This is a genomic window from Streptomyces sp. NPDC089915, assembly GCF_040684675.1.
GTDB lineage: Bacteria > Actinomycetota > Actinomycetes > Streptomycetales > Streptomycetaceae > Streptomyces.
Genome location: NZ_JBFBGN010000101.1, coordinates 1 through 25,488, shown reverse-complemented (window position 1 = coordinate 25,488; position 25,488 = coordinate 1). Strand labels below are relative to the sequence as shown.

The following is a 25,488-nucleotide window of genomic DNA, read 5'->3' as shown; positions in this document are numbered from 1 at the left end:
ACGCGAACTCGGGGAAGTGCCTGAGCATCCGGGGCCAGGGTGACGGGGCCCTAGCCGTCCAGCAGCCCTGTGACGGCAGCCCCCTCCAGACCTGGGACTGACCGCCCCGGCTACAGCCAGCCCAGCAGGGCGTCCAGGGGAGCGGGGACGGAACCGGGTTCGAGGGCCCCCGCCAGCAGCTCCCCGTAACGGATCTTCCGACCCTTCTTCGTACCGAGGAACCGCCGCATCTGCTGCTCGCGCGCCCGGCCCCGCTGCGCGGGCTGGCGCGTGAAGGTCTGCCACGGTACGAGGTCGCCCTCGGCCTCGACGATCTCCTCCACCCTCGCCACGCCCAGCGCCCGGATCATCTCCTCCTCCAGGTCCCGCACGCAGACGAAGACCTCCGCGTCCCGCGCCCCGACCCGGTCCAGCGCCCGGTCGTAGAAGGGCCGTTCCCGCTCGTCGCAGAGCCCGGCGATCCGCAGCCCCAGCCCCGGCGGGCCCAGCAGCTCCGCGTAACGGCCGACGTTCATCGCCCCGCCCATGGAGACGACGCAGACCCCCTCCGCCGCCGGCACCCGCCCGAGCCGCACCGCGAGCGCCTCCAGCGCGGCGAGATCACTGGGCCCCTCCACCAGCACCACACCCCGCACCCCCGGGTCCGCCGCCCGGACCCCGAGGCCGTCCCCACCGGCCGCCCAGCCGCTGACCGTGTCCCGAAACGCCCCCATGTCCACCATGCCGCGATTCTGCGCCACTCCCGCCACCCACGGCACACCCTTTACGGCCCGGCGCCCGCCGGGCCCCCTCCCCGGCCACGGTCAGCGCGGCGTCAGCACCGCCGGGGCACTCTTAGTCCAGTGACCGGGGCAGCCCCCCGGACCGGCCCGGTCACGAGGGAGAGGTGCCCGGAGCGGTTGATCGGGGACCGGCCAACGGCCGTTCGGGTTCCATCGGGATCCACGCAGGTTCGAATCCTGCCCTCTCCGCCTCGACGGCACGTACCCACCGGACCCGGTGCGTACGTGCACAGCACCGCCACGCATCGGCCCCGGGGCTTAATCCCGTGGGCCGATGCCGTGCGGGCGGGGCGGGTGACAGGGTTCCCCCATGCCCGCGGAACGTCCGTGCGGCACGTCGAGGACCGGGGGAGGGCTCTTGACCACCACGCCGTTCATCAGCCGGAAGGGCATGACGCGACGCGGCATGCTGGGAGCCGCGCTGGCCGCCGGGGCCGCCGTACCACTCGCCACCACCGGCCCCGCCTGGGCCGCCCCGGCCGGGCCGGCCGCCCAGCCGGCCCCGGCCGCCCCCGCGCGGCTCACGCTGCCCGCGCCGACCGGGCCGCATCCGGTGGGCACCGTACGCCTGCGCCTCCTCGACCGGTCGCGCCCGGACGCCCTCGCGGGCCCGGGCCGCTTCCGCGAGCTGATGGCCACCGTCTGGTACCCCGCCCGTGACGTCCACCGGTACCCGCAGGCCCCCTGGATGCCCGCCGGCGCGCTCCAGGCCTTCCTCACCGACGTCGGGTTCGGCGACCTGGCCCCGCGGGGGCCCCTCACCGCCGGCCACGTGGGCGCCCCGGTGCTGCGCACCGGCCGGCGGCTGCCCGTCGTCCTGTTCTCCCACGGGGCGCACAGCCACGAGGGCGACCACACCGTCATGGTCCAGCAGCTGGCCGGCCACGGGTACGCGGTCGTGACGGTGGCCCACCAGTACGACACGTACACCCAGTTCCCCGACGGCAGGGTCGCCGTCCCGCTGTACGACCCGTCGGCGCCGACGCTGCCCGGGGACTTCGCCGCCGACCTGCGCTTCGTCCTCGACTGCGTGGAGCGGCTCGCCGCCGGACGCAACCCCGACGCCGACGGCGCGGAGCTGCCGGCCGGGCTGCCCGGCGCCCTCGACCCGGGCCGCGTCGGCGCGCTCGGCTGGTCGAAGGGCGGGACGGCCACCGCCTGCGCCATGCTGGCCGACGAGCGGATCCGGGCCGGGCTCAGCCTCGACGGCCCGATGCAGATGAACCCGCCCCTGACCGGCGACCTCCACCGGCCCTTCATGATGATGTCCGCCAGGTTCACCCGGGCCGCGGACCCCGAGGCCGCCGCGTTCTGGTCCCACCTGCGCGGCTGGCGGCTCGACATCCAGGCCCAGGGCGCCGTCCACATCTCCTACGGCGACAACGAGGCGCTGTTCCCGCAGGTGGCGCGGGACCGCGGATGGAGCGAGCAGCAGCTCCGGGACGTGATCGGCACCCTCGACCCCGGCGAGGCGGTCCGGATCCAGCAGGCGTACCCGCTCGCCTTCTTCGACGAACACCTGCGCCACGTCCGAAGCCGCCTCCTCGCAGGCCCGTCCCCGGACTTCCCGGCGGTGACGTTCCTGCCCTGAGCCGCCCCGGGCGCCCCCGGCGGCGGGTCAGCCGCCGACCGGCAGCGGGGGCGCGGCGGCGAGGCGGTCGGCCAGGGCGTGCGCCGCGGGGGAGCGGTGGGCGGCGCCGATGCGGGTCAGCCAGGAGGCCTCCGTCTCGCCGTCGGGCGTCTGCAGGAAGTCCTTGGCGGGGGCGTCGGCCGGTGCGGCGCCGCCGAGTTCGGCCCGGGCGGCGCAGAGCAGCGCCACGGCGGCGGCGAGGGCCTGCCGGTCGTGGCCGGTGAGCCCGGCCTCCGCGGCGGCGGCCAGGGCGCGCTGGTGCAGGCCGGGCGGGACGTGGGCGCGCAGGACGAGGGCGGCGTCGCGGATCTCGATGACGCGCCGGTGCAGCAGCAGCGGCGCGTCGTCGCCCGCGAGGAGGTCGTCGGCGGCGGTGGGCGGCGCGCCGAGGACCACGTGCGGGACGGCGGTGGTGAGTTCGCACCACAGCGGGCGCAGCCGGCGCAGCCGCCGGTAGGTGCGCACGCGCCGCCACAGGGTCTCGCCGGCGGGCAGGGTGCTGCCGACCAGGATGGTGAGGATGGCGGTGAACTGCATGGCCTCCGCGATCTCCTCGGTGGAGGCGTCCGAGGTGAAGGCGCCGCTGCGGTGCCGCTCGATGAGGAAGAGCAGCCGGAAGGCCGTGTAGAGGACGCCGATGCCGCAGCCGGCGGACATGACGCCGAGGCCCGCGCGCAGCAGGCCGCGCGCGGAGCGTCTGAAGGCGTGCAGGAACAGGGCGGAGGCCAGGGCCATGGCGATGCCGAGGTAGCAGAACCAGATCCACAGGTAGACCGCCACCAGCGGAGGCGTGGACTGGTGGGCGAGGAACGGGTCCTGGCCCCGCGGGCGGTCGGCGCTGAAGAAGAGGACGGTCAGCGCCGTGGAGACGGTCAGGGTGAGCCCGAGGTTGATGCGCGGGGTCAGGATGCGGGTGTGGTCGCCGGAGACCATCGCGGCGATCCAGGTGAGCAGGAACCCGATGGCCGCGATGCCCGACAGGTGCATGAGCAGCACGGTCAGGTCGGATATCCCGGTGCCCCCCTCGACGGTGGCGATGATCCTGGGCAGGCGCAGGGTCAGGGCGGTGGCCAGGGCGCAGAAGGTGCACCACAGGGCGCGGGGCTTGCGGCCCTGCCGGACGGACGGGTAGCGCCACAGCACGACGGCCCACAGGGCCGCGACGACGAGCTCCTCCAGCGCGATCACCGGTGGCCCCCGCGGTGGGGGCGGCCCAGGCTGTCGTGGAGCCGGCCGAGCATGCCCTCGTCGTCGGTGCGCGGCCGGTGCGGGGTGCGCAGGGACAGGAGGGAGGCGAGCATCTCCGCCTCCTTCTCCTGGTCGTTGCTGTAGGAGGTACGGGCCAGGGCGCGCCGGATCAGGGACGGGCCGAGGTCAGGGAGGAGTCGTTCGGCCTCCGAGAGGTCGATGCCGACGCGGTGGTCGAAGAGGATGTGCCCGCACTCGTGGAAGATGATCTGGTCCTGGTGGAGGGCCGAGGTGTCGGGCTCGTAGCAGATGTAGTCGGCCTTCTCGGTGGCGAACCAGACTCCGCAGGGGCTGCCGACACCGCCCGCGCCGGGCAGGGGCTGGACGACGATGGGCCGTCCCCGGTGCTCGGCGAGGCTGTCCAGGAAGGTCGGTACGTCGGCGTCGCGCGGCAGCGGCAGGGAGTCCAGAAGGGTCTCGCAGGTGTCGCGCAGGGCGCGCAGCTGCTGGCGTTGTCTTCGCGCGGTACTGCTCCAGATGGGCAAGGCCCTGTCCCCCAGACTCACATCGGCCGGGCTCGGTGCGGGAGCCCTATTCAGCCGGAATGAGGAGTCTAAGCAGAAGCAGGTCTTTTGGTTAATTAGTGCTTTGTGTCTGGGTGTTCCAGGTCGCGCAGCCGGTTGATCATGTCACCGAGCATGCGCAGGCTCTCCGGGGACAGGTCGTTGGCCCGCAGGGCCAGGCTGCGGATGGGGCCGCCCTTGAGGATCTGCAGGAGGCGCAGCTGCTCGTCCACGCGGTCGGCGACCGCGTCGTTGAAGAAGTACTCGGTGGGGACGGCGAAGTAGCCCGCGAGGGCTTCGAGATGGTTCAGCCGGGGGTTGTCGGCCTCGCCCTTGTGCAGCTTCCAGATGTAGCTCGGGGAGATGACGCGCTCGCCGGCGGCCTCGTCGATCGCGCGGGCGATCTCGTTGTACGAAGGGGCGGGCCCGCCCTCGGGCGTGACGATCCTGATGAGGCGGTCGATCTTGTCGGCCAGTGACGAACGTGTGGCGCTGCCCTCCACGGCGTCTCCGTCTCCTGTCACTGCTGCTCCGTTCGGTTCGCCCGGTGTCCTGTCGAGGCGCGCCCCGCGCGGCGTGAAATGATCTTGCTTCGTGAGATGCTTCACGGGCCGGGCTGTTTCCATGCAGAAACGATCAGTGCCTACAATCGGACTTGCCCCACTGACCAAGGGGTACCAGTTCCGGGGGGTAGTGGTGTCTGTTTCTCAATGGAAACATGTGAGCGGGTCGTTTGTCCGCTCAGGGCCCGTATGGCGGGCCGGAGTCCGTGCGGGCGTCCGGTGCCCGGGCGCCAACGCCGCCGCCCCGCTCCCCGTTCCGCGTCCGCCGGAGCCGCCCGTGGCCCACTGACCACGTGTCGAGCCACAACAGGCAGGGGCGAAGAGACCGCCGGTTTGCCCACCGGCCGCGCCTTCGCCCCCGGACCTCCGAGGAATCCCAGCACCCCGGCTACCAACCTGACCGCTGAGCATTCCGGCTCCTCCAAGCCACTTCCAACCGGCACCGTCACACCGCGACTGGGTCCAACACCCAGCCGCGCGATGGCGTATGCCCGCATAGCTGTGGAGACAGTGTCATCGTAGCAATATCCAACGATGGCGGACCAATCCTGCCCGTCCCCGGCACGCCCGCGCGCGTACCGGGTCCCACGGTCCCGGATCCGTACGCGATCCAGGCGCGCTTCCTGCGCGCCCTCTCGCCCCGTCCGTACATCCGCCTCGCCGCGCGCTCGCCGCGCGACGGCGGCTGGAGCAACCGGTACGACCGCCGCGTCCCGCTCGCCCACGCCGCCCCGGACCGCCCGGCCCTGATGCATCTGACGGCCGGTCGAGGCGGCGGACAGCGGCTGCTGCCCTGGGACCTGGACGCCTCCCGGTACGGAGCCGGCGCCGCCCGGTCCGACGCGCTGACCGTGGCCCGGATCGCCGCGTTCGCCGGGATCTGGGCGGTGCCCGTCCGCTCCGGGCCGGGCGGCGGCCGCCATGTGTGGCTCGCCGCCGAGGAGCCGCTGCCCCCGGCCCTCGTGGAGCGGTTCACCGCGCTCGCCCGGGCGTTGCGGGACCGCGGGGTGCTGCGCACCGTCGACGTCACCCCCTGGACCAACCCCGCGACCGGCGGCATGCGCGTACCGGGATCCGTCCACCGCCTCGGCGGGCACGCCGAGTTGGCCGAACACGGCGTCGAGGAGGCGATCGGCCTGCTGGGCACCGGCTCCCCGGTGGCCGCCTTCCACGAGTTCGCCGACCACCTCGAGGCGCTCGCCGGCGCCCCGGGCGGGCACCGCACACCCCGCCGGCCCGCCGCCCGCCCCGGGGAGCGGACCCGCCCCGCCGGCGCCCGCCGACCCGAAACCCCCGGGACCCCCGCGTCCGCCCTGCCGCCCAGCGTCCGGCAGGGCCCGGCGGCCGGGGCGCCGCGCACGGTGTGCGCCGACGCCGACGGCATGCCCCACCTGCGCGGAGACCGGCGCACGCCGGCGGCCGGGACCTGGCTGCGGCTGCGCACGCCCCTCACGCCCGGGGACGACCACTCCGCCGTCTGCTTCAGCGTGCTGCTGGGGCTGGCCGTGGCCGGTTACCGGCACGCCGACGTGGCCGCGCTCCTGCGCTCCCCGCAGGACACGCCCGGCCTGGAGGCCCTGCGCACCGAGCGCGGGACCGGCGGCGTCAGGCACCCCCGCACCGCCGACGCCACCGCCGGGCTCCTCGAACGGCAGTGGCTGCACGCCGTCCACCGCGCCGCCCGCCTGCCCGCCCCGGCACCCGGCGCCGACACGCCCGCCCGCAAGGAGGCGGCCGCCGCCGTCGCCGACCTCCTGGACCGCGTCGAGGAGGCCGGACCGCAGCGCTGGTCGCGCCCCTCGGGCCCCGCCGACCTCGCCGTCCTGCGCTCCTGGGCGCTGCTCGCGGTGACCGCCGGGACCCCGCGCGTCGACCTCGACGTGCGCCGGGCCGGGCAGTTGTCCGGCTACTCCCACCAGACCGCCAACGCGGCCATCCACCGGCTCATCGACGACGGCTGGCTGCGGGAGGAGGCGCCCGCCGCCCCGGGGCGCCGGCAGCACGCCCGCACCCTGGCGCTGGCCACCGGACACCGCTGCACCGGGCGGCCGCACCACACCTGCGCCGTCCCCCCGCGGCCCGGTCCGCACCCGCCCGCGCCGGGCACCGCCCTCAAGCGGGTCCTGCGCGGCCTCCAGCGCGAAGCGGCCAGCGACCTGTGGTCGGAGCTAGGCCACCACTGTTTCCGTACGTACGCCCAGCTGCGGAGCGGGGCCTGCACCAGCGGCCGGCTCGCGCGGCGCACCGGCTACGTCCCCGCGACCGTGCGCCGGCACCTGCGCCGGCTGGCCGCCTGCGGGCTCGTCGAGCGGGACGGGCGCGGCCGCTGGGCCAGGGTGCCGGGGCCCGGCGCCCTGGCGCGGGCGGCGCGGGCCTCCTCCTGCCACGGCAGGGGCGCGCGGCGGGCGGCCCGGGCCGCGCGGGACGCCGCCGTGTACCGGCGCTGGCTGGAGGAGCGCCGGTGGCTGCGGGCTCCCCGGCGGGACAAGGCCGTCGGAGAGCCCCGGCACCGGTACCCCCGCCTGCCCGACGGACGGCCCGACCACGCCCGGGTCCGCTCCGAGGAGGAGGTCCGGCTGGGACTGGCCGCCCTGCCGACGGCCGGGTCTGACACAAGTGGAGAACGCCCCCGGGCGGGGCGCGGGCTCACCCCAGGGAGCTCAACTGCCCCCACAGGGCCCGCTCGACGGAGTCCATCCCCACGTGCGGAACCAGCCGCTCCGGATGTCCCGGAGGCGGCCCCTGAAGCCGGTCCGACTCCTCCTCCGCCTCCTCGAACATCAGGCCGATCGGGGCGTAGTAGAAGGAGCCCAGGACCAGCAGACCCGTGCTGAGCACCCGCAGGAAGGAGTGGAGGGACCTAGGCACGGGCACCCCCGGGGACCTGGGCGGGACGGCCGGCTTGCATGGGCATACGAGTACTCCTGTACGGGGCCTCCCGCAGTGCTCCGGGCAGCAGCCGCACCATCGCGTTGCCGTCGGGCAGCGCGTCCTGTTCGGCTTTCAGGCGCCGGGCGGCGGCGGTGTGGGCGGGATCGGTGAGCAGGGCGTTGACGTGGTCCCGCAGGGACCGGGAGGTGTTGTCTTCGGGCAGCAGGCGCAGGCCCGCCCCGGTGGCGGTGAGCCGCTCGGCGTTGAGCAGCCGGTCGGTGGTCTGGGGGACGAGGAGCTGCGGGATCCCGGCGGCGACGGCCGTCATGACCGTGCCGAGCCCGCCCTGGGAGACCAGGGCGTCGCAGGTCGGCAGCAGGGCGTGCAGCGGCACCCCCTCGACCACGCGGACGTGCGGCGGCACCGGGCCCAGCAGGTCGCGGTCGGCGGGGGCGACGGCGGCCACCACCTCCACACCGAGGCCCGCCACGGCCCGTACGGCCTGGTCGATGACGACCTGGCCGGGGTCGAAACGGCCGGAGGACATGCCCCAGGTCACGCAGACCCGGGGCCTGCGCCGCGGCTCCAGCAGCCAGCCGGGCACCCGGGCCGGGCCGTTGTAGGGGACGTAGCGCATGGGCAGCCGACGGGCCGGCACCGGCACCGCGCCGCCGTCGGGGAGCTGGAGGCTCGGCGGGCAGGGGTCGACGGTCAGCGCGCCGAGGGTCTCGACGGGGCCGAGGCCCCAGGCCTCGCGGAACGGGGCCAGGGCCTCCTCGTCGAACTCGCGCAGCAGGTAGGCGAAGTCGATGCCCCAGGTGTGCCGTACGGCGGGCACCCCCAGACGGGCCGCGACCAGCGGCCCCGCGTAGGTGGTGGGCTCGTGGACGATCACGTCGGGCCGCCAGCGGGAGGCGAACTCCCACAGGCCCTCCGCCATCGCCCCGCACACCGCCACGTTCAGCCAGCAGTTCCGCGCCCCGAAGCGCCGCATCTCCTCCCAGCCCGCCGGGTTGAGGCCGCCCCCGCGGGCGGCGCGCCGGACGTAGCGGCCCATCAGGGCGGGTACGTCGACGTCCGTGCCGACGGCGGCGACGGGCAGCCCCGAGCGCTGCACCGTGGCGGCCAGGCCGGGCTGCGTGGCCACGACCACCTCGTGCCCGGCGGCCCGCGCCGACCAGGCCAGCGGCACCAGCGGGTAGTAGTGCGTGGGCCAGTTCCACAGGGCGAACATCACGCGCACGGTGCGCCTCCCCGTGTCCCCCCGCCGGCCGCCCGGGCGGCGGCCAGCGCCTCCAGGTCGGCGACCGTCCGGCTCAGCGGGCGCTGGGCCCGCGCCTCCCGCATCAGCGCGCGGGCCGCGTCCTTGTGCGCGGCCGAGCCGAGCAGCCGCACCACCTGCTCGCGCAGGAGGGCGGGAGAGGCGTCGTCGAGGGCGATCATCTCGCCGGCACCGGTGCCGGCGAGGGAGCGGCAGATCAGGACCTGCTCGCTGGTGCGGGGCACGGTCAACTGCGGTACCCCGGCGTCGATCGCGGCCCCCACCACCCCTCCGCCGCCGTGCGAGACGACCAGGTCGCAGCCGGACAGGAACAGGTGCAGCGGCAGGTTCTCCACCACCCGGGTGTTGGCCGGCACCGGGCCCAGTTCGGCCCGGTCGCGCGGGGACACCGCCGCGACCACCTCGACGTCGAGCCCGGACAGCGCGCGCAGCACCCCCGCGAGCGGGAAGAGGCGGTCGCCGAACAGATGGGAGACCGTCCCCCAGGTCACGCACACGCGCGGCCTGCGCGGCCGCTCCAGCAGCCAGCTCGGGGCCCGGCCCGGTCCGTTGTACGGGGGATGGCGCACGGGCAGCCGGCGGATCCCGTCGTCGAGCTGCATGCTCGGCGGGCAGGGGTCCAGCGTGAGCGCGCCCAGGACGTCCCCCTCGTCCTCGCCCAGCCCCAGCCGTGCGCGGTGGCGGGCCAGCGCCTCCGGGGCGAAGGGGGCCAGCTGCGAGCTGAAGTCCACGCCCCAGATCTGCCGGACGGCGGGGACCCCGCAGGCGGCGGCGACCAGCGGCGCGGCGTAGTTCACCGCGTCGTACACCATGACGTCGGGCCGCCAGGCGCGGGTCAGCGCCAGCAGGTCGTCCTGCATGAAGGAGGAGAGCAGGGCGTAGACCGACAGCGGTTGTTCGCCCGCCGCCCGCATCCGCTCCCAGTCCACCTCGCCGCCGCGCGCGGAGATCTCGGCGATCGGCGAGGACCAGTAGTACTTGGCGATGACGGGCAGTTCGTCGAAGTCGGAGCCGACGGCCACCACCGGCAGCCCGGCCCGGGACGCGCCCGCCACCCCGGCGGGCGGCACGGCGACGAGCACCTCGTGCCCGGCGGCCCGGCACGCCCAGGCCATGGGCATCAGCCAGTAGTAGTGCGTCGGCCACGACCAGGAGGTCAGCAGGACCCGCATCACGCGCCCGCCAGTTCTTCCAGGACCCGCACCGTCTCCACCGGCGTCGGCTGCGCGAGCGCCTCCTCGCGCAGCCCGCGCGCCGCGGCCGCGTGGCCGGGGTCGTGGAGCACGGCCCGCAGGGCCTCGTGCAGGGGTTCCCGTCCGGCCTCGCGCACCCCGACCCGCAGCCCGGCGCCGGTGGCCACGAGCCGTTCGGCGGTGGCCTCCTGGTCGGGGAGGATCGGGACGCACACCTGCGGCAGCCCGGCCGTCACCGCGGTCATGACGGTGCCCGAGCCGCCGGGGCTGACGACCGCGTCGCAGTGCGGCAGCAGCAGGTGCAGCGGCCGCATGACGGCGGTGTGCCAGTGCGGGGGGAGCGCCGCGGGGACGGAGTCCCGGCCCGTGGTCGCGAACACCACGTCCGCGTCCAGGTCCGCGGCGGCGCGCAGCACCTCGGTGAGGACGGGGTCCTCGCCTTCGAGGCTGCTGCTCGTGGTGCCCCAGGTGACGCACAGCCGGGGCCGCCGGGAGCGGGCCGGAAGGTCGGGCGCGGGACGGCCCGCGCCGTTGTACGGGAGGTGGCGCAGCCGGTGGGGGCGGTAGTGCACCGGCACCTGGAGCCCGGGCGGGCAGGGGTCGAGGGTGGGCGTGTCACCGCTCAGGGCGAGGCCCTCCACCCCGAGGCGGCGGTGCAGGGCGGCGAAGGCCTCCGGTTCGAACTCCCGGAACCGGTGGGTGAAGTCGACGCCCCACAGGTACCGGGCCGTGGGGATGCCCAGCGCCGCTCCCACGGCCGGGGCGGCGTAGGTGGTGGCGTCGTGCACGATCAGGTCCGGCTGCCACCGGCGGCAGACCTCCATCAGGCCGTCGGCCATCGCCTCGGCGGTGGTGGCGAAGAAGTCGAGCGGGGTCGGGGGCTTCTGCCCCGGCGGCCGCGGCCGGCGCGCGCGGTCGCCGGACCTGGCGCGGTCGATCACGCGCTGGACGGTGGGGCCCAGTTCGACGTCCCGGCCCACGGCGACCGCCGGCAGACCGGTGCGCAGGGCGGTGGGGACGAGCGAGGGCGGGCAGGCCACCAGCACCTCGTGCCCGGCCGCTCGCGCCGCTCCGGCCAGCGGGACCATGGGGTACAGGTGGGAGGGCCAGGCCCAGCAGACGAACAGCGTGCGCATCGGGCTCTTTCAGATCGGCCGGCTCGGAGCCGGGGGCGTCGGGCCGGGGACCAGCCGTTCGAGCGCGCCGACGACGTCGCCCGGGGTGGCGAGCGCGTCGTGCTCGGCTTTCAGACGGCGGGCGGCGGCACGGAAGGCGGGTTCGGTGAGGAGGCGGTTCAGGGCGGCGCGCAGGCCGGCCGGTGTGGCGTCGTCGGGCAGCAGGTGCAGCCCCGCGCCGCTGCGCGTGAGCCGCTCGGCGTTGACGAGGCGGTCGGTGGTCTGGGGGACGACGACCTGCGGGACCCCGGCGGCGAGGGCCGTCATGAGGGTGCCGAGGCCGCCCTGGGAGATGAGGGCGTCGCAGGTCGGCAGCAGCGTGTGCAGGGGGATGTCCTCGCAGACGCGGACGTTGGACGGCAGGGGGCCCAGCAGGTCGCGGTCGGCGGGGGCGACGGCGGCCACCACCTCCACGCCGAGTCCGGCCACGGCGCGGATGACCTGGTCGATGACGACCTGGCCGGGGTCGAAGCGGCCCGAGGACATGCCCCAGGTCACGCAGACCCGGGGCCCGCGCGCCGGCTCCAGCAGCCACCGGGGCGGGCGCCCCGGGCCGTTGTACGGCACGTAGCGCATGGGCAGCCGGTGTACGGGGGCGGGGACGGCCGGGCTCTCGGGGAGCTGGAGGCTCGGCGGGCAGGGGTCGACGGTCAGCGCGCCGAGGGTCTCGACGGGGCCGAGGTCCCAGGCCTCGCGGAAGGGGGCCAGGGCCTCTTCCTCGAACTCGCGCAGCAGGTAGGCGTAGTCGATGCCCCAGGTGTGCCGTACGGCGGGCACGCCCAGTCGGGCGGCGACCAGCGGGCCGGCGTAGGTGGTGGCCTCGTGGACGATGACGTCGGGCCGCCAGCGGGAGGCGAACTCCCACAGGCCCTCGGCCATCGCCCCGCACACCGCCACGTTCAGCCAGCAGTTGCGGACCCCGAAGCGCCGCATCTCCTCCCAGCCCGGGGGGTTGCGGCTGCCCCGGTCGGTGAGCCGCCGCAGGAAGCCGCCCATCATCGCGCCGGCGTCGACGTCCGTGCCGACGGCGGCGACGGGCAGCCCCGAGCGCTGCACCGTGGCGGCCAGGCCGGGCTGCGTGGCCACGACCACCTCGTGCCCGGCGGCCCGCGCCGACCAGGCCAGCGGCACCAGCGGGTAGTAGCAGGTGTTCCAGCCCCACGCGGTGAACAGGATGCGCATCGCCCTCATCCGCCCATCGGCCGGTCGGAGCCGCTCACCATGGCGGTGAGCCGCCGCACCACGGCGGCGGCCGGGGGCTGGCCCTCCGCCTCGGCCCGCAGCCGCGCCGCGGCCGCGCCGAACGAGGGCGTGCCGAGCATCAGCGCGGCCGCGTCGCGCACGGCCGCGGGGTCGGTGGGCGTGTCGCCCAGCGACAGCGCGGCCCCGGTGGCGGCGAGCCGCTCGGCGGGCATCAGATCGGAGACGTACTGCGGCACGCACAGCTGCGGCACGCCGGCGGCGAGCGCCGTCATCATCGATCCGGCGCCGCCCCGGGCGATCATCAGATCGCAGCCCGGCAGCAGCAGGTGCAGCGGAAGCCGCTCCACCACGCGGACGCCGGCGGGCAGCCGGGTCTCGTCGACCGCCTCCCGCGAGGGCGTCGCCACGACGATGTCCACGTCGAGTTCCGCCAGGGCCGAGATCAGCCGGTGCTGCTGCCCCACCGCGCGCGCGTGCTCGTCCTCGTTGGCCCAGTGCGGGGACACGCCCCAGGTCAGGCAGATACGGGGGCGGTCGCGGCGGCCCGGGGGCCGGCGCAGCCAGGGCGGCACCACGGCCGGGCCGTTGTAGGGGACGTGCCGCAGCCCCAGCCGCGGATGCGCCGAGGGGACCTGGAGCGACGGCGGGCACGGGTCGACGGTGACGAGGCCGCGCGAGTCGAACCCGTCGACGCCCAGCCGGGCGCTCAGCTCCGCGAAGGCCTCGGCCTCATGGGCGCGGGCCGCGTCGTGGAAGTTCACCCCCCACAGCACCGGCGCGTGGGCGATGCCCAGGGAGGCGGCGGCGAGCGGGGCCGCGTAGGTCGTGGGCTCGTGCAGCACCAGCGAGGGCCTCCACGAGGCGCACAGCCGCGCGAGGTCGTCGGTCATGTCCTCGGCGACGCGCACGGACAGCCCCAGGCGGCGCCGCCTGCCCGGCGCCGCCGCCGGAGCGGGCGCGGGCGCCGGGGTCACGTCCGGGTGCAGCGGCCGCATGGCGCTGCCCAGCAGCCGGGTGTGGTCCATCGCCGAGCCCACGGCGGCCACGGGCAGCCCGGCGGCGGTCACCGCGCCGGCCAGCGGGGGTTGGGTGGCCACCAGGACCTCGTGTCCCGCCGCGCGGAAGGCCCAGGCCAGGGGCATCAGCGGGAGCAAGTGCGAGGGCCAGGCCCAGGAAGCCAATACGACGCGCACGCTGTCTCGAACCTCCGCTGTTTCGGTGCTCACTTCATTGGGATTACCAAGGCTGGGACAAGGGTCTGGAAAATACGTCCAGATCCGTTGAGGAGGGGCCGTCACCCGGTTGTACGGGCCACACGGTTCCCGCAGGATGACGAACAGGCAGCTCAGAAGGCCTGTTCACAGAAACTAAGGAATGCACCCATGTCCTCAGAGAAGCGTTTCCCGCTGGCCGCGTGGATCGGATCGGCCTTTCCCCTGTCCATGGTCTGGATCGCCCTCTACCTGACGAAGGCCGTGTCCCCCGCGGCCCTCTCGGGCATCGCGGTCGCCATCGTCGTCCTCACGGTCTGGGTGGGTACGAGGGCCACCGTCCGCCTGCGGCGCGGCCGCTGACTCCATCCTCGTCACGGTCTGGATCGCCGCCTGCCACCGTGCCGGGGACGCCCTGAGCCCTGGGGCGAGGAAGGCGGGACCGTATGCGCGTGCTGTTCACCACCTGGGCCTGGCCCACGCACTACCAGCCGCTGGTGACCCTGGCGTGGGCGTTCCGCGCGGCCGGCCACGAGGTGTGCGTCGCCAGCCAGCCCTCGCTGATGCCGACCGTCCGCGCCTCGGGCCTGCCCGGCATCGCGGTCGGCGACGACCGTGAACTGAAGCCCGTCGTCGACGCGTTGCTGGCCGTGGACCCCGCGGTACGCGGCGACGGGCGCACCTCCCGGACCGTCTCCGGCTACGCGGCGATCGCCGGGGTCATGGCCGGCCCGCTGCGGGAGGTCATGGAGCGCCGGCGGCCGGACCTGGTGGTGTTCGAGGAGAGCACCTACGCCGCGCCGATGGTCGCCCGCCTGCTGGGCGTCCCGGCGGTCCGCCACCTCTGGGGCGTCGACATCCTCTCGTACGTACGGTCCTTCGAGCCGGCGGCGCTCGCCCCGCTCGCCGAACGCCTCGGCCTCGACGCGCTGGACACCACGGGGGCCGCCACCGTCGACCACTGCCCGCCCAGCCTTCAGGTCCCCGGCGCGTTCGAGCGGCTGCCCATGCGGTACGTCCCCTTCAACGGCTCCGCCTCGCTGCCCGCCTGGTCCGCCCGGGCCCCGCGGCGGCCGCGGATCTGCGTCACCTACGGCACCACCAGCTCGCACCTGGCCCACTACGCCTTCGTCCTGGACCGCATCGTCGCCGCCGTCGCGGACCTGCCCGTCGAGGTGGTCGCCACCGTGGCCGGCAGCGACCTCCACCGCCTCGCCGGAGCCGGCGGCAACGTACGCGTGGTCGAACGGATGCCGCTGCACGCGCTGCTGCCCCACTGCGACCTGCTGGTCTCGCAGGCCGGCCCCAGCACCGCGCTGACCGCCGTCTCCTGCGGCACCCCACAGCTGATGATCCCCCAGCTGCCCGACCAGAAGCTCATCTCCTCCCTGGTCGCGGGCGCGGGCGCGGGCGAGCGCCTGGACCTCGCCGACGCCACCGCCGAGACGATCCGCACGGCCGCGCTGCGCATCCTCTCCACCCCCTCCTACCGCGCCTCCGCCCGCGCCCTGAGCGAGGAGAGCCGCCGGCTGCCCGGTCCGGCGGAGGTGGTCCGCACCCTCACCCGCCCCGGCGGACCCGCCGCGGCCTGAACGGACGGCCGCCGGCCGGAGTCCTCAGCGGTGCTCGACGGCATCCCCATAAGCGGAACGCAGCCTGGTGTTTGCCCGCGAGGGCATGACACGGAGGTGAACAGGCAATGAAGAAGAGGCTGCTCGTACTGCACGCCGTCTCACCGCTCGGACCGGACGAGGCCGAGCGGATGGCGCAGACGCTGGGGGTGGACATCGCCTTAGTCGTGCTGGGCCCGCGCACGACGGGCGGACCCGGAGAGCTGGAGCGGCTGGCGCGGCTCGGCCCGGTGATCGAGGTGACCGAGTCCGCGGAACTCGTGCCCGCCGCACTGGAGTTCGCCGCCGGCCACCGGGTCGACGGGGTCCTGGCCAGCAGTGAACTGGTGCTCGCCGAGGCCGCCGAGGTGGCCGGGGCGCTCGGACTGCCCCACCACCCGACGAGCGCCGTCCCCGCCCTGCTGCGCAAGGACGTACAGCGCGAGCGGCTGCGGGCGGCCGGCATACCCACCCCCGCCTGGGCCGTCCTGCACGGCCCGGAGGACATCCCCGGGGCGCTGCGCACCGTACCCCTGCCGGCCGTGCTCAAGCCGGTGCGCGGCATGGGCAGCACGACCACCTTCGCCGTCGCCACCCCCGCAGAACTGGAGCACTGCCTGCGCGAAGGACGGCGCGCCTACGCCGAGGACCCGCCGCAGCCGGGCGAGCCGCCCGTCTTCCAGCTGGAGGAGTACCTCGGCGGAGACCGTCCGCACCCCGCGGACCCCCGGCTGGACGACATGTTCTCCGTCGAGTTCCTGATGTTCGAGGGGGAGTTCCACCACGTGGTGGTCGGGGCGAAGCCGCCGAAGGCGCCGCCCTTCCGTGACGCCGGACACGTCGTGCCCTCGGCCCTGCCCCCCGCCCTGCACGCCGAAGTGGTCGACACGGCCGAGCGGGCCGTCCGCGCGGTGGGCGCCCACCACGGGGCGGTGCACGTCGAGGTGAAGCTGTCGGCGGCCGGCCCCCGGGTGATCGAGGTCAACGGCCGCTTCGGCTTCGCCCTGCCCCTGGCGCTGCGCCCGTTCGGGTACGACTACCTCACCGACGCGGCCAGGGTGGCCCTCGGCGAGCGGCCGCTGTTGCCGCAGCACCTGGACGGCGCCTCCATGGTGCTGCGCGCGTACGCGCCGGCGGACGCCCGCGAGGTGACAGCGGTCCGCGGGATCCGGGAGGCGGCGCGCCTGGAGGGCGTGCTGTGGCTCGTCCCGCTGCTGGCCGCCGGGCAGCGCCCGGACCCGATGCGCCCCGCCGGGAGCATCGCCTACCTGCTCTGCGCGCGGGCACCCGACCTGCCCTCCCTGCTGGACCTGGCCGACCGGGTCGCCGAGCGCGTCGAGATCTCGTACCGCTTCGGGGACGACGGGCCCGCGGCATGACGACGGCGGGGCCGGTCGAGGGACCGGCCCCGCCGTCTTCGCGGTGCGCCGTCAGTCCAGCGCCGCGCGCCGGAAGGCCCGCAGGCCCAGGAGGGAGACCAGGCCGGAGCCCGCGACGAGGACCGGCAGCACCGCCCACAGGCTCAGGTGCGCCGCCGCCGGGCTCAGGGCCGCGCGCAGCCCCTCGCTCACGTAGACCACCGGGTTGAGCAGCACCAGGTCCCGCAGCCAGGGGAGCGCCTCCAGCGAGGCCCACGGGTAGTAGACGCAGCCGAGCATCATCATGGGCATCATCACCAGGCCGAACAGCACGTTGACCTGGGACGGCTGGACGGCGGTGCCCAGCCACAGCCCGATCGCGGACGCCAGCACCGCGCCGGAGAGCACGACCGCCAGCAGCAGCGGCCAGTGCGACAGGCCGATGTCGGGCGCCTGGCCCGGGGCGTGCACGAACATCACGACGGGCAGCACCAGCAGCACCGACACCAGGGCCTGGACCGTGCCGCTGACCAGCCGGGCCGCTCCCACGGACCAGAGGGGCACGGGGGTGAGCAGGCGGTCCTGGATCGTCTTCGGGTACGTCAGCTCGGTGATCATCGGCATCGACACGCCCAGAATGCCGGCGAACAGGATGGTGGTCGCCAGCATCCCCGGAGCGAGCACCGTGCTGACCGCCGGGCCGCCGGACCGCTGCCCCGCCGCCGAGACGGCCGGCAGGACGTAGGAGAAGACGAAGATCCGGGTCAACGGCTCCACCAGCACCCGGGTCAGGAAGGAGACCGGCTGCTTGCGGAAGACCACCCGCAGGTCCCGCGCCACGAAGGCGGCGAAGACCCGGCCGGCGCGCACCGGCGGGACGGGCCCGGCCGGCGCGTGCGCGGCCGGCGCCGGGCGGGCCGGGCGGGCCGGGAGGGTCGGGGAAGCGCTCATGCGCGGTACGTCCTTCCTGCCAGGGCGAGGAAGGCGCTCTCCAGGCCCGGCCTCGACGTGGTCACGTCCAGCAGCCTCCGGCCGGCCGCGGAGCCGGCGGCGATGAGCTCGCCGAGCAGCCCCTCGGGCTCCGCGGTCACCACCTCGACGGTCGCGCCCCGCGCCCGCGCCCGGTCCCCCGGGCGCCGGCGGACCGAGGGGTGCGCCGCCGGGTCGACGGGTCCGTCGAAGGTGGCGCGCACCGTGACCTCGCCGCCCGCCCGGGCGACCAGGGCGTCCACGGTGTCGCAGGCCAGGACCCGTCCCTCGTCGACGATCGCCGCGCGCCGGCACAACCGCTCGGCCTCGTCCAGGTTGTGCGTGGTCAGCACGATGGTCTGGCCCCGGCCGTGCAGCTCGCGCAGCACCTCCCACAGGCGGACGCGGCTGTGGGCGTCGATGCCCACGGTCGGCTCGTCCAGGAACAGCACCTCCGGGCTGTGCACCAGGGCCCTGGCGATCACCATGCGCCGCAGCTGCCCGCCGGAGAGCTGGTAGAACAGCGCGTCGCGGTGGTCGCCGAGCCCGAACTGCTCCAGCAGCTCATCGGCCCGCAGCCGGGCCGCCCGGCGGCCCACGCCCCAGTACCGGCCGCGGAATTCGAGGTTCTCCCGCACCGTCAGGTCCCGGTCCACGGCGTTGGACTGGTGCACGAGGCTGATGCGGCGGCGCACCTCCCGGGCCTGGCGCACCACGTCGAACCCGGCCACCCGCGCGCTGCCCCCGGTGGGCAGCACGAGGGTGGTGAGCATCCCGATGGTCGTCGACTTCCCGGCCCCGTTGGGGCCGAGCAGTCCGAAGAACTCGCCGGGGGCGACCTCCAGGGTGACCGACCGGACCGCCTCGCGTTCACCCCGCTCGGTCCGGTACGTCTTGCGCAGCCCCTCGGCCGCGATCACTGGCCCGCCCACCTCACGCCCGCGGCTTGCGCAGCGTCAGCGACTGGCTCGTCACCGGGTAGTACGGGGAGATCAGCAGCCCGGGCAGCTCGGCGACCACGTGGTCGAGGTCGAACTCGGGCAGGCCCAGCAGCTCGCGCGGGTCGCCGCTCTCCAGGACCAGGCCGCTGTCGGCGATCGCGGCGCCGATGTCCTGGTTGACGCCCCACATGTTGTGGTCCAGGACGCCGAAGGGCTTCAGGTCCAGGAACAGGTCGACGGTCAGCACCATCAGACCGCCCGGGCGCAGCAGGCGCGCACCCGTCTCGATCACCTCCTTGGCCTCGGCCGCGTCGAGGTGCTCCAGGACCGACAGGCACAGCACGCGGTCGAAGCTCTCCGGCTCCAGGTCCGCGTCCTGGAGCCGGTCGGCGATCAGCCGGACGTCGGTGCCGAAGGTCTCGTTGATCTGCCGGTGCAGCTCGGGGCTGAGCGGGAGGTAGCCGGGATCGGTCCACACGTTGTAGTCGTCGCGCGCGGACGGGTCGACGTTGACCACCTCGCACCCGGCCTTCGCGGCCACGAACTGCAGGCCGCTGAGCCCGCTGCCGACGTCCAGCACCCGCATCCCCGGCTCCAGGCCGGCGGCGGCGAACATCCACGGGTACTCGTGCACCCGGGTGCCGCTCGCGTACTGGAAGGCGAACGGCCCGTTGTCGGGGTGGCCCGGGTCCTTCACGGCCTCGGCGGGCAGCTGCCGGGGGCGGCCGCCCTCCTCGATCAGCCGCGCCGAGCGGTGCCCGTAGGGCGCGCCCCACTTCTTGTTCCAGTCGGCGAACTCCTGCGGAAGTTCCTTGCGTGCCAGCATGCGTCTCTGCTCTCTTTCGCTGGTCGGCGGGTATCAGGGGCGGTCGGGCGCCGTCAGGCGGACGGGGCCTCGACGGGCCGGGCGCGGCCGGTGCGGGCGAGTTCCTCGAGCACCGGGACGATGTCGGTGGGGGCGGGCAGGGCCTCGGCCTCGGCGCGCAGGCGGTCGGCGTCACGGGCCCAGCGCGGGTTCTCCAGGAGGTCGGTCACGCGCGCCCGGACGGTGGCGGCGTCGGCCTCCTCGGGCAGCAGGACGTCCGCCGCGCCCGCGGCCGCCATGCGCTCGGCGACGAACGCCTGGTCAGGGAACTGCGGGACGATCAGCTGCGGCACCCCGCTCGCCATGGCGGTCATGGTGGTGCCGTTGCCGCCCTGGTGGATCATCAGGTCGCAGGTGGGCAGCAGCAGGTGCAGCGACAGGCCCTCGACGACGCGCACGTTCTCCGGCACGGGGCCGAGGAACTCGCGGTGGCTGGGCGCCACCGTCACGATGACCTCGGCGTCCAGGCCGGCCACCGCCTCCAGCATGCGCCCGGCCAGCACCAGGTTCGGGTTGACCGCGGCCAGGGTCGTGCCCCAGGTGATGCACACGCGCTTGCGCGTGGGCGGCTCCAGCAGCCAGTGCGGCATCTCCGCCGGCCCGTTGTACGGGACGTAGCGCATCAGCTGGCGCGGGTACTCGGAGGGGATCTGGATGCGCGGCGGGCACGGGTCGACGGTGAGCGCGCCCAGCGGGTTCACGTCGGTGACCCCGAAGCGCGCGCACATGTCCGCGAGCAGGGCGGGCTCGGCGTGCCGGCCGCGGTAGGCGATGTCGGGCGCCATCAGCACCCGTACGTTGGGCACCCCGACGGCCGCCGCCGCGATCGCCCCGGCGTAGCTGGTGGGGCTGTGCACGACGAGGTCGGGCTGCCAGCCGCGGGCGAAGTCCACCAGGCCGTCGACCATGGTCTCGGCGATCGACGCGAACATCTTCAGCGCCCGCTCGCCCTTGGGCTTGCGCAGCTCGCGCCACAGCTCCGGGGTGGCGGGGGCGTCGCGGTCGATGTTCATCGTGCCGCGCGTCATCTCGCTGAAGTCGGCGTCCCGGCCGACCTCCACGGCCGGCTGGCCGGAGTGGGTGATGGCGTCGGCGAGGGCGGGCGGACCCGCCACCCGGATCTCGTGGCCGGCGTTGCGCATCGCCCAGGCCAGCGGGACCAGCGGATAGTAGTGCGGGGGCCAGGCCCACGCGGTGAACAGCACGCGCATGCGTTTCTACGTCCTTTCACCCGCCGCGGCGCGGCGGAGCGGGGGAGCGGGGGCCTCGACGGAGGAGGGCGGCCTCGATGACGGAGGGGCTCCAACGGAGGAGGCCCCAACGTCCCACCGGCGCTTGGGGAGCAGTTGGAGGATGGATCGGCCGGATCAGGCCGGCCGGGCGGTGGCCAGCAGCGCCCCGACCAGATCGGCCGGCGCGGGGCGCGCGGTGTTCTCCCGCCGTGCCTCGCGGGCCCGGTCGGTGAAGGACGGCCGTTCCAGCACGTCGAAGACGGCCGACAGCACGGCCTCCGGCGTGGCCTCGGGCCCGGAGAGGGCCTTGCCGGCGCCGCCGGCCGCCAGCTGCCGGGCGATGGCCAGGTGGTCGGGCAGCTGCCCGACGCCCACCTGCGGGATCCCGGAGGCGAGCCCCGTCAGCACCGAGCCCGCGCCGCTCTGGGAGACCAGCAGGTCGCAGTGCGGCAGCACCTGGTGCAGCGGGGTGTCCACGAGCACCTGCACGTTGCGCGGGGTGCGGCCCAGCAGCGGGAACTGCGCGCCTGAGACCAGGGCGAGGACGTCGACGTCCAGCTCGGCCGCGGTCCTGGCCACCTCGCCGGTCAGGAAGTGCCGCTCGTCCAGCGCGGACATGGTGTGCCCCCAGGTCACGCACACCCGGCGGCGCGGCGATTCCCCCAGCACCGGCTGCGCGGACTCCGGCCCGTTGTAGGGCACGTAGCGCGTGGCCAGGCGCGCGGGATCCGTGGGCAGCGCCAGACAGGAGGGGTTGGGGTCCAGGGTGACGTCGCCCATCGGGTTCACCCCGCCGATGCCCAGGCGCCGGCAGGTGGGCTCCAGCAGCTCAGGCAACAGGTGCCGCATCCCGTACATCAGGTCCGGTCCGTACAGGCACCGGGCCGACGGGACGCCCAGGGCGGCCGCGACCAGGGGCCCGGCCAGCGCCGTCGGATCGAAGACCACCAGGTCCGGCCGCCAGGTCCGGGCGTAGCGGACGAGGTCGTCGGCCATCAGGTCGGCCAGGCGGGCGAACAGCGTCAGCGCCCGCGGCACCCGGCCGGGGGCGGGCTCCGCCCCCGGGCGCGCACCGGGTTCCGCGCCGATGACCAGCCGCCGGAAATCGGGGAGCACGTCGACCTCGGGCCCCACGGCGACCGCGGGCAGCCCGAGCGCCGTCGCCGCCGGGACCAGCGACGGCTGGCAGGCCACCGCCACCTCGTGCCCGGCGGCGCGCAGCGCCCAGGCCCACGGGGCCATCGGGTACAGATGGGTGCGCCAGCCCCAGCTGACGAACAGGACGCGTCGGGGCGCGCGGGCGTCTTCGGGCGCGGGGCGGGCCATGGGTCTCCTTGCGGGTTCCGGCCGTCGGGCGACGGCTGCGGGTGGGGTCACTGTGGCCGCGCCCGTTGAATTCGGGTTCGAGCCCTGACCCACTCGAAGGCGCAGGTCGCGGCCGTGCCGCGCGGTGCGCTGGAGTCCGGGTCGAACCATCGTCGAACCGGGCTCGAACGGGTCGCCGAAGACTGGGGCCGGACAGAGGCCCGATGGCTACGGAGGATCGTCATGCACGTGCTCGTCACCGGAGGCGCCGGTTTCATCGGCCGCCATGTGGTCGCCGCGCTGGTCGCGCAGGGGCACCGGGTGAGAGTGCTCGACGCCGCGCTGCCCCATGTGTACGCGGACCGGCCGGTGCCCTGGCCCGACGGGGCCGAGAACGTCCGCGGCGACGTGCGCGAGGAGGCCGACGTCCGGGCCGCCCTGCGCGGTGTCGACGCCGTCTGCCACCAGGCGGCGGCGGTGGGCCGCGGCAACGACTTCGCGGACGCGCCGCTCTACGCGGGGTGCAACGACCTGGGCACCGCGGTGCTGCTGAAGGAGATGCAGAGCCTGGGCATCGGCCGTCTGGCGATGGCCAGTTCGGTGATCGTCTACGGGGAGGGGCAGTGGCGCTGCGCCGAGCACGGCGCCGTGTCGCCCGGTCCCCGTGCCCGCGCCGACCTCGACGCCGGGCGCTTCGCGCCGCGCTGCCCGCGCTGCGCCGCCGCCCTCACCCCGGAGACCGTGGACGAGGACGGCCGCCTCGACCCGCGCAACGTCTACGGCGCGACCAAGCTCGCCCAGGAGCACCTGGCGGCGGCCTGGGCGGCCGAGACCGGCGCGACGGCCACCGCCCTGCGCTACCACCACGTCTACGGGCCGGGGATGCGGCAGGACTCCGGCTACTCCGGTGTGACCTGCACCTTCCAGTCGCACGTGCGCGACGGGGTCCCCATCGACCTCTACGAGGACGGCGCCATGATGCGCGACTTCGTCCATGTGGACGACGTCGCGGCGGCCAACACGGCGGCGCTGCGCCGCGAGGGGCCGGGCTTCCGGGCCTACAACGTGGCCAGCGGCACTCCGCGCAGCGTGGGGGAGCTGGCCCGGCTGATGTCGCGCCTGGGTTCGCTGCCCGAGCCCCGCGTCAGCGGCCGCTACCGCTTCGACGACGTGCGGCACATCGTGGCCTCGCCCGACCGGCTCCGGGCCGAGCTGGGCTGGCGGCCGACGGTGCCCTTCGAGGAGGGGATCGGCGCCTTCGTCCGCGAAGCGCTGCCCGAAACTCGTTTCCCCTTGTAAACAGCGGGAGTTGTTCCGTTTCCCGGGCCGCCACGGAAGAGTAAAAGATCTTCCTGGCGGCCCGATTCTTGCTGATAAGGGGCGTTTGTCGATTGACAGTACATCGACTTCGTCTCTAGCATTTCTGTACGGAAACGCGTGCTCGACTGGAGGATCACCTCCCCGGTCGGCCGACCGGCGCGCCGGTTTCCGGGGAGGAACGCGAGAGCGGGAGAGCTCGCATTCGAGTCGGGTCCCGCCGGGGAAACGCGGGACCCCACACAGCTGTATCACCGGGGGTAAGACATGTACTTTCGCGCACTGGGGACCTTCGAGGTCTCACACGAAGGGCGCATCCTCACACCGACGGCGCCCAAGCAGCGCAGCGTGCTGGCCCTGCTGGCCATGCACCGCGGCGGACTGGTGCCGATCAGCTCGCTGATCGAGGAGATCTGGCCGTCCGATCCGCCGGCCAGCGCCGTCACCACGCTCCAGACCTACGTCTACCAACTGCGCCGGGTCCTCGCCGAGGCCCTCGGCGAGAGCAACGACATGCTGGTCACCAAGCCGCTGGGCTACGTGGCCAACATCGCGGCCGACGACATCGACGTCCACCGCTTCGACCGGCTCGTCGAGTCCGGGAAGAAGGAACTCGCCGCCGGAAACGCCCAGCAGGCCTCCGAGCTGCTGCACCAGGCCAACGGCCTGTGGAGCGGCAAGGTCCTCTGCGACGTCCACCGCGGACCGCTGCTCGAGGCCCACGCCGCACGCCTGAACGAGGCCGGACTGCGCGCCCTGGTCATGCAGGCCGAAGCCGACCTGCAGATCGGCCGCCACCACGAACTCGTCGGCGAACTGCGCGGCCTCGTCACCAAGCACCCCTGGCACGAGGGCCTCTACGCCAAGCTCATCGTCGCCCTCTACCGCTGCGAACGGCGCTCCCAGGCCCTGGAGGTCTACCACGAGGTCCGCCGCGGCCTCGCCGACGAGCTCGGCATCGACCCCTCGCCCAACCTCCGCCAGCTCTACCAGGCGGTGCTCGGCGACGCCCCGTGGCTGCGCTTCGACACCGCGCCCAAGACCGCCGTCGTCACCCGCAGCGCCCCGGTGGCGCCCGCCCAGCTCCCCGCCGACCTCGCCGACTTCCGCGGCCGGGAGGACGAACTCGCCGAACTCGACCGGTTCCTCACCCCCGACGGCGCCAGCCCCCGGGTGCTCACCGTCACCGGAATGCCCGGGGTCGGCAAGACCGCCCTGGCCCTGCACGCGGCCCACGCCGCCCGCGCCCGCTTCCCCGACGCCCAGCTCTACGCGCACCTCGGCGCCGGCGCCGGCCGGCCCGTCGCCACCGCCGAGGTCCTGCGCGGCTTCCTGCGCGACCTGGGCGCGGCCCCCGAGGAACTGCCCTCCGCCCAGGACGAGCTGGCCCGCATGTTCCGCACCCGGGTGTCGCGGATGACCGGCCTCCTCTTCATCGACGACGCCCGCACCGCCGACCAGATCCGCCCGCTGCTGCCCGGCGGCCCCCACTGGACGGTCCTGATCACCGGCCGGCGCCTGACCGGCTCGCTGCCCGGCTCCCACGACCTGGTCGTCGAGCCGCTGCGCACCGAGGACGGCATCGCGCTGCTGGCCGGCGTCATCGGCGGCCCCGCCGCGCTCCAGGAGCGACCGGCCGTCGCCGACCTCGTCGAACGCTGCGGCGGCCTGCCCATCGCCCTGCGTGCCCTCGGCGAACGCCTCGCCGTCAACCGGCACTGGCCCGTACGCAAACTCGCGCTGCGCGCCGCCGACCACGGCGGACTCCTCGCCGAGCTCCAGGAGGCCGACCTCGACCTGCGCGGCTATCTGCACGCCGGCTTCGACGACCTCTCCCCGTACGACCGCGGCGCGCTGATCGCCCTCGGCCGCGCCGGGGTCGAGCGCTTCGACACCGCCCGGGCCGCCGAGGTCCTCGGCGTGGACGCACGGGCCTGCGAGGACACCCTCGACCGCCTCGCCGCCGCCCATCTGCTGCACGCGGCGCCCCGGCGGGAGCCCGACGGGCTCCAGTACGTACTCCACCCCCTGCTGCGCGCCGTCCTCGCCCCCGCCCGCCCCCGCACCGTGCGCCGGCCGCCCCACATCCTGCCGGTCCGCCGCTCGAACGTCACGGCGCATCCCACGGCGGCGGCCGCCCTGTACACGCGCAACGTCGCCTAGAGCGTGAAGGGGCCGGGGTCACCCCCGGCCAGTCTCGATGGTCCTCTGCCTGGAGGATTCGATCAGC

Annotated in this window: 21 protein-coding genes and 2 pseudogenes; 8 read left to right on the top strand and 15 right to left on the bottom strand. The window is 75.0% G+C overall.

Annotated elements, in window-relative coordinates:
- Positions 1-110: 110 nt before the first annotated feature.
- Positions 111-722 (bottom strand): ATP-dependent endonuclease, encoded by a 612-nt coding sequence (locus tag AB0O29_RS25475; protein ID WP_365155297.1) that lies wholly within the window; start codon positions 720-722, stop codon positions 111-113.
- Positions 723-880: 158 nt separating this feature from the next.
- Here AB0O29_RS25475 and AB0O29_RS25470 point away from each other — a divergent pair.
- Together AB0O29_RS25470 and AB0O29_RS25465 are read left to right on the top strand one after the other, a co-directional pair.
- Positions 881-971: pseudogene (locus tag AB0O29_RS25470) on the top strand.
- A gap of 169 nt (positions 972-1,140) precedes the next feature.
- Complete coding sequence (locus AB0O29_RS25465; RefSeq protein WP_365155294.1) at positions 1,141-2,373, top strand: acetylhydrolase; 1,233 nt, start codon at positions 1,141-1,143, stop codon at positions 2,371-2,373.
- Between the two features lie 27 nt (positions 2,374-2,400).
- Here the strand turns inward: AB0O29_RS25465 and AB0O29_RS25460 are convergent, their stop codons facing one another.
- The 3 genes from AB0O29_RS25460 to AB0O29_RS25450 all read right to left on the bottom strand — a co-directional run bounded on the left by AB0O29_RS25460 (position 2,401) and on the right by AB0O29_RS25450 (position 4,687).
- Positions 2,401-3,600: an MAB_1171c family putative transporter gene (locus AB0O29_RS25460; RefSeq protein WP_365155291.1), complete on the bottom strand. Its 1,200-nt coding sequence runs from the start codon at positions 3,598-3,600 to the stop codon at positions 2,401-2,403.
- A complete protein-coding gene (locus AB0O29_RS25455; protein ID WP_365155288.1) occupies positions 3,597-4,145 on the bottom strand; it encodes a hypothetical protein in 549 nt (182 codons plus the stop codon). Before AB0O29_RS25455 ends, AB0O29_RS25460 begins: the two co-directional genes overlap by 4 nt.
- A gap of 95 nt (positions 4,146-4,240) precedes the next feature.
- Positions 4,241-4,687, bottom strand: a complete 447-nt coding sequence (locus tag AB0O29_RS25450; protein ID WP_365155286.1) for an XRE family transcriptional regulator — start codon at positions 4,685-4,687, stop codon at positions 4,241-4,243.
- Positions 4,688-5,475: 788 nt separating this feature from the next.
- Between AB0O29_RS25450 and AB0O29_RS25445 the strand changes: the two are divergent.
- Positions 5,476-7,032, top strand: a pseudogene (locus AB0O29_RS25445) (MarR family transcriptional regulator); the annotation flags it as partial.
- A 340-nt stretch (positions 7,033-7,372) separates the two neighbouring features.
- Here AB0O29_RS25445 and AB0O29_RS25440 read toward each other — a convergent pair.
- The 6 genes from AB0O29_RS25440 to AB0O29_RS25415 all read right to left on the bottom strand — a co-directional run bounded on the left by AB0O29_RS25440 (position 7,373) and on the right by AB0O29_RS25415 (position 13,643).
- Positions 7,373-7,507, bottom strand: coding sequence for a DUF6059 family protein (locus tag AB0O29_RS25440; RefSeq protein WP_365155305.1), 135 nt, complete (start codon positions 7,505-7,507; stop codon positions 7,373-7,375).
- Positions 7,508-7,586: 79 nt separating this feature from the next.
- The gene (locus AB0O29_RS25435) at positions 7,587-8,831 is read right to left on the bottom strand and encodes a nucleotide disphospho-sugar-binding domain-containing protein (RefSeq protein WP_365155302.1); all 1,245 of its coding nucleotides are present in this window, start codon (positions 8,829-8,831) and stop codon (positions 7,587-7,589) included.
- Positions 8,831-10,051: a nucleotide disphospho-sugar-binding domain-containing protein gene (locus tag AB0O29_RS25430; protein WP_365155299.1), complete on the bottom strand. Its 1,221-nt coding sequence runs from the start codon at positions 10,049-10,051 to the stop codon at positions 8,831-8,833. Before AB0O29_RS25430 ends, AB0O29_RS25435 begins: the two co-directional genes overlap by 1 nt.
- On the bottom strand, positions 10,051-11,208 hold the full coding sequence (locus AB0O29_RS25425; protein WP_365155283.1) for a glycosyltransferase: 1,158 nt from the start codon (positions 11,206-11,208) through the stop codon (positions 10,051-10,053). Before AB0O29_RS25425 ends, AB0O29_RS25430 begins: the two co-directional genes overlap by 1 nt.
- A gap of 9 nt (positions 11,209-11,217) precedes the next feature.
- On the bottom strand, positions 11,218-12,429 hold the full coding sequence (locus tag AB0O29_RS25420) for a nucleotide disphospho-sugar-binding domain-containing protein (RefSeq protein ID WP_365155280.1): 1,212 nt from the start codon (positions 12,427-12,429) through the stop codon (positions 11,218-11,220).
- Positions 12,430-12,434: 5 nt separating this feature from the next.
- Entirely contained in the window at positions 12,435-13,643 is a 1,209-nt protein-coding gene (locus AB0O29_RS25415) for a nucleotide disphospho-sugar-binding domain-containing protein (protein WP_365155277.1), read from the bottom strand.
- Between the two features lie 189 nt (positions 13,644-13,832).
- On the opposite strand from AB0O29_RS25415, the gene AB0O29_RS25410 reads away from it, so the two are divergent.
- From AB0O29_RS25410 to AB0O29_RS25400, 3 genes are all read left to right on the top strand, one after another.
- Entirely contained in the window at positions 13,833-14,024 is a 192-nt protein-coding gene (locus AB0O29_RS25410) for a hypothetical protein (protein ID WP_365155274.1), read from the top strand.
- A gap of 83 nt (positions 14,025-14,107) precedes the next feature.
- The gene (locus tag AB0O29_RS25405) at positions 14,108-15,253 is read left to right on the top strand and encodes a nucleotide disphospho-sugar-binding domain-containing protein (protein WP_365155271.1); all 1,146 of its coding nucleotides are present in this window, start codon (positions 14,108-14,110) and stop codon (positions 15,251-15,253) included.
- Positions 15,254-15,360: 107 nt separating this feature from the next.
- Positions 15,361-16,650: an ATP-grasp domain-containing protein gene (locus AB0O29_RS25400; protein ID WP_365155268.1), complete on the top strand. Its 1,290-nt coding sequence runs from the start codon at positions 15,361-15,363 to the stop codon at positions 16,648-16,650.
- A gap of 51 nt (positions 16,651-16,701) precedes the next feature.
- On the opposite strand, the gene AB0O29_RS25395 is transcribed toward AB0O29_RS25400, so the two are convergent.
- The 5 genes from AB0O29_RS25395 to AB0O29_RS25375 form a co-directional block, all read right to left on the bottom strand.
- Positions 16,702-17,580 (bottom strand): ABC transporter permease, encoded by an 879-nt coding sequence (locus tag AB0O29_RS25395; protein WP_365155265.1) that lies wholly within the window; start codon positions 17,578-17,580, stop codon positions 16,702-16,704.
- The gene (locus AB0O29_RS25390; RefSeq protein WP_365155262.1) at positions 17,577-18,518 is read right to left on the bottom strand and encodes an ABC transporter ATP-binding protein; all 942 of its coding nucleotides are present in this window, start codon (positions 18,516-18,518) and stop codon (positions 17,577-17,579) included. The genes AB0O29_RS25395 and AB0O29_RS25390 overlap by 4 nt, the downstream gene beginning before the upstream one ends.
- A 13-nt stretch (positions 18,519-18,531) precedes the next feature.
- Positions 18,532-19,365: a class I SAM-dependent methyltransferase gene (locus AB0O29_RS25385; protein ID WP_365155259.1), complete on the bottom strand. Its 834-nt coding sequence runs from the start codon at positions 19,363-19,365 to the stop codon at positions 18,532-18,534.
- A 53-nt stretch (positions 19,366-19,418) separates the two neighbouring features.
- A complete protein-coding gene (locus AB0O29_RS25380) occupies positions 19,419-20,615 on the bottom strand; it encodes a nucleotide disphospho-sugar-binding domain-containing protein (RefSeq protein ID WP_365155257.1) in 1,197 nt (398 codons plus the stop codon).
- A gap of 156 nt (positions 20,616-20,771) precedes the next feature.
- Positions 20,772-21,962 (bottom strand): nucleotide disphospho-sugar-binding domain-containing protein, encoded by a 1,191-nt coding sequence (locus tag AB0O29_RS25375; protein ID WP_365155254.1) that lies wholly within the window; start codon positions 21,960-21,962, stop codon positions 20,772-20,774.
- Positions 21,963-22,184: 222 nt separating this feature from the next.
- Between AB0O29_RS25375 and AB0O29_RS25370 the strand changes: the two genes are divergently transcribed.
- Together AB0O29_RS25370 and AB0O29_RS25365 are read left to right on the top strand one after the other, a co-directional pair.
- The gene (locus AB0O29_RS25370; RefSeq protein WP_365155252.1) at positions 22,185-23,240 is read left to right on the top strand and encodes an NAD-dependent epimerase/dehydratase family protein; all 1,056 of its coding nucleotides are present in this window, start codon (positions 22,185-22,187) and stop codon (positions 23,238-23,240) included.
- 285 nt (positions 23,241-23,525) lie between these two features.
- On the top strand, positions 23,526-25,421 hold the full coding sequence (locus AB0O29_RS25365) for a BTAD domain-containing putative transcriptional regulator (RefSeq protein WP_365155249.1): 1,896 nt from the start codon (positions 23,526-23,528) through the stop codon (positions 25,419-25,421).
- Positions 25,422-25,488: the final 67 nt, after the last annotated feature.

What these genes read in the sequence shown, in the direction of transcription:
- AB0O29_RS25380 (WP_365155257.1), bottom strand. Translation starts at nt 20,615, where the DNA reads ATGCGCGTGCTGTTCACCGCGTGGGCCTGGCCCCCGCACTACTATCCG.
- AB0O29_RS25420 (WP_365155280.1), bottom strand. Translation starts at nt 12,429, where the DNA reads ATGCGCATCCTGTTCACCGCGTGGGGCTGGAACACCTGCTACTACCCG.
- AB0O29_RS25425 (WP_365155283.1), bottom strand. Translation starts at nt 11,208, where the DNA reads ATGCGCACGCTGTTCGTCTGCTGGGCCTGGCCCTCCCACCTGTACCCC.
- AB0O29_RS25410 (WP_365155274.1), top strand. Translation starts at nt 13,833, where the DNA reads ATGTCCTCAGAGAAGCGTTTCCCGCTGGCCGCGTGGATCGGATCGGCC.
- AB0O29_RS25475 (WP_365155297.1), bottom strand. Translation starts at nt 722, where the DNA reads ATGGTGGACATGGGGGCGTTTCGGGACACGGTCAGCGGCTGGGCGGCC.
- AB0O29_RS25370 (WP_365155252.1), top strand. Translation starts at nt 22,185, where the DNA reads ATGCACGTGCTCGTCACCGGAGGCGCCGGTTTCATCGGCCGCCATGTG.
- AB0O29_RS25405 (WP_365155271.1), top strand. Translation starts at nt 14,108, where the DNA reads ATGCGCGTGCTGTTCACCACCTGGGCCTGGCCCACGCACTACCAGCCG.
- AB0O29_RS25440 (WP_365155305.1), bottom strand. Translation starts at nt 7,507, where the DNA reads ATGTTCGAGGAGGCGGAGGAGGAGTCGGACCGGCTTCAGGGGCCGCCT.
- AB0O29_RS25395 (WP_365155265.1), bottom strand. Translation starts at nt 17,580, where the DNA reads ATGAGCGCTTCCCCGACCCTCCCGGCCCGCCCGGCCCGCCCGGCGCCG.
- AB0O29_RS25435 (WP_365155302.1), bottom strand. Translation starts at nt 8,831, where the DNA reads ATGTTCGCCCTGTGGAACTGGCCCACGCACTACTACCCGCTGGTGCCG.
- AB0O29_RS25400 (WP_365155268.1), top strand. Translation starts at nt 15,361, where the DNA reads ATGAAGAAGAGGCTGCTCGTACTGCACGCCGTCTCACCGCTCGGACCG.
- AB0O29_RS25385 (WP_365155259.1), bottom strand. Translation starts at nt 19,365, where the DNA reads ATGCTGGCACGCAAGGAACTTCCGCAGGAGTTCGCCGACTGGAACAAG.
- AB0O29_RS25430 (WP_365155299.1), bottom strand. Translation starts at nt 10,051, where the DNA reads ATGCGGGTCCTGCTGACCTCCTGGTCGTGGCCGACGCACTACTACTGG.
- AB0O29_RS25365 (WP_365155249.1), top strand. Translation starts at nt 23,526, where the DNA reads ATGTACTTTCGCGCACTGGGGACCTTCGAGGTCTCACACGAAGGGCGC.
- AB0O29_RS25375 (WP_365155254.1), bottom strand. Translation starts at nt 21,962, where the DNA reads ATGGCCCGCCCCGCGCCCGAAGACGCCCGCGCGCCCCGACGCGTCCTG.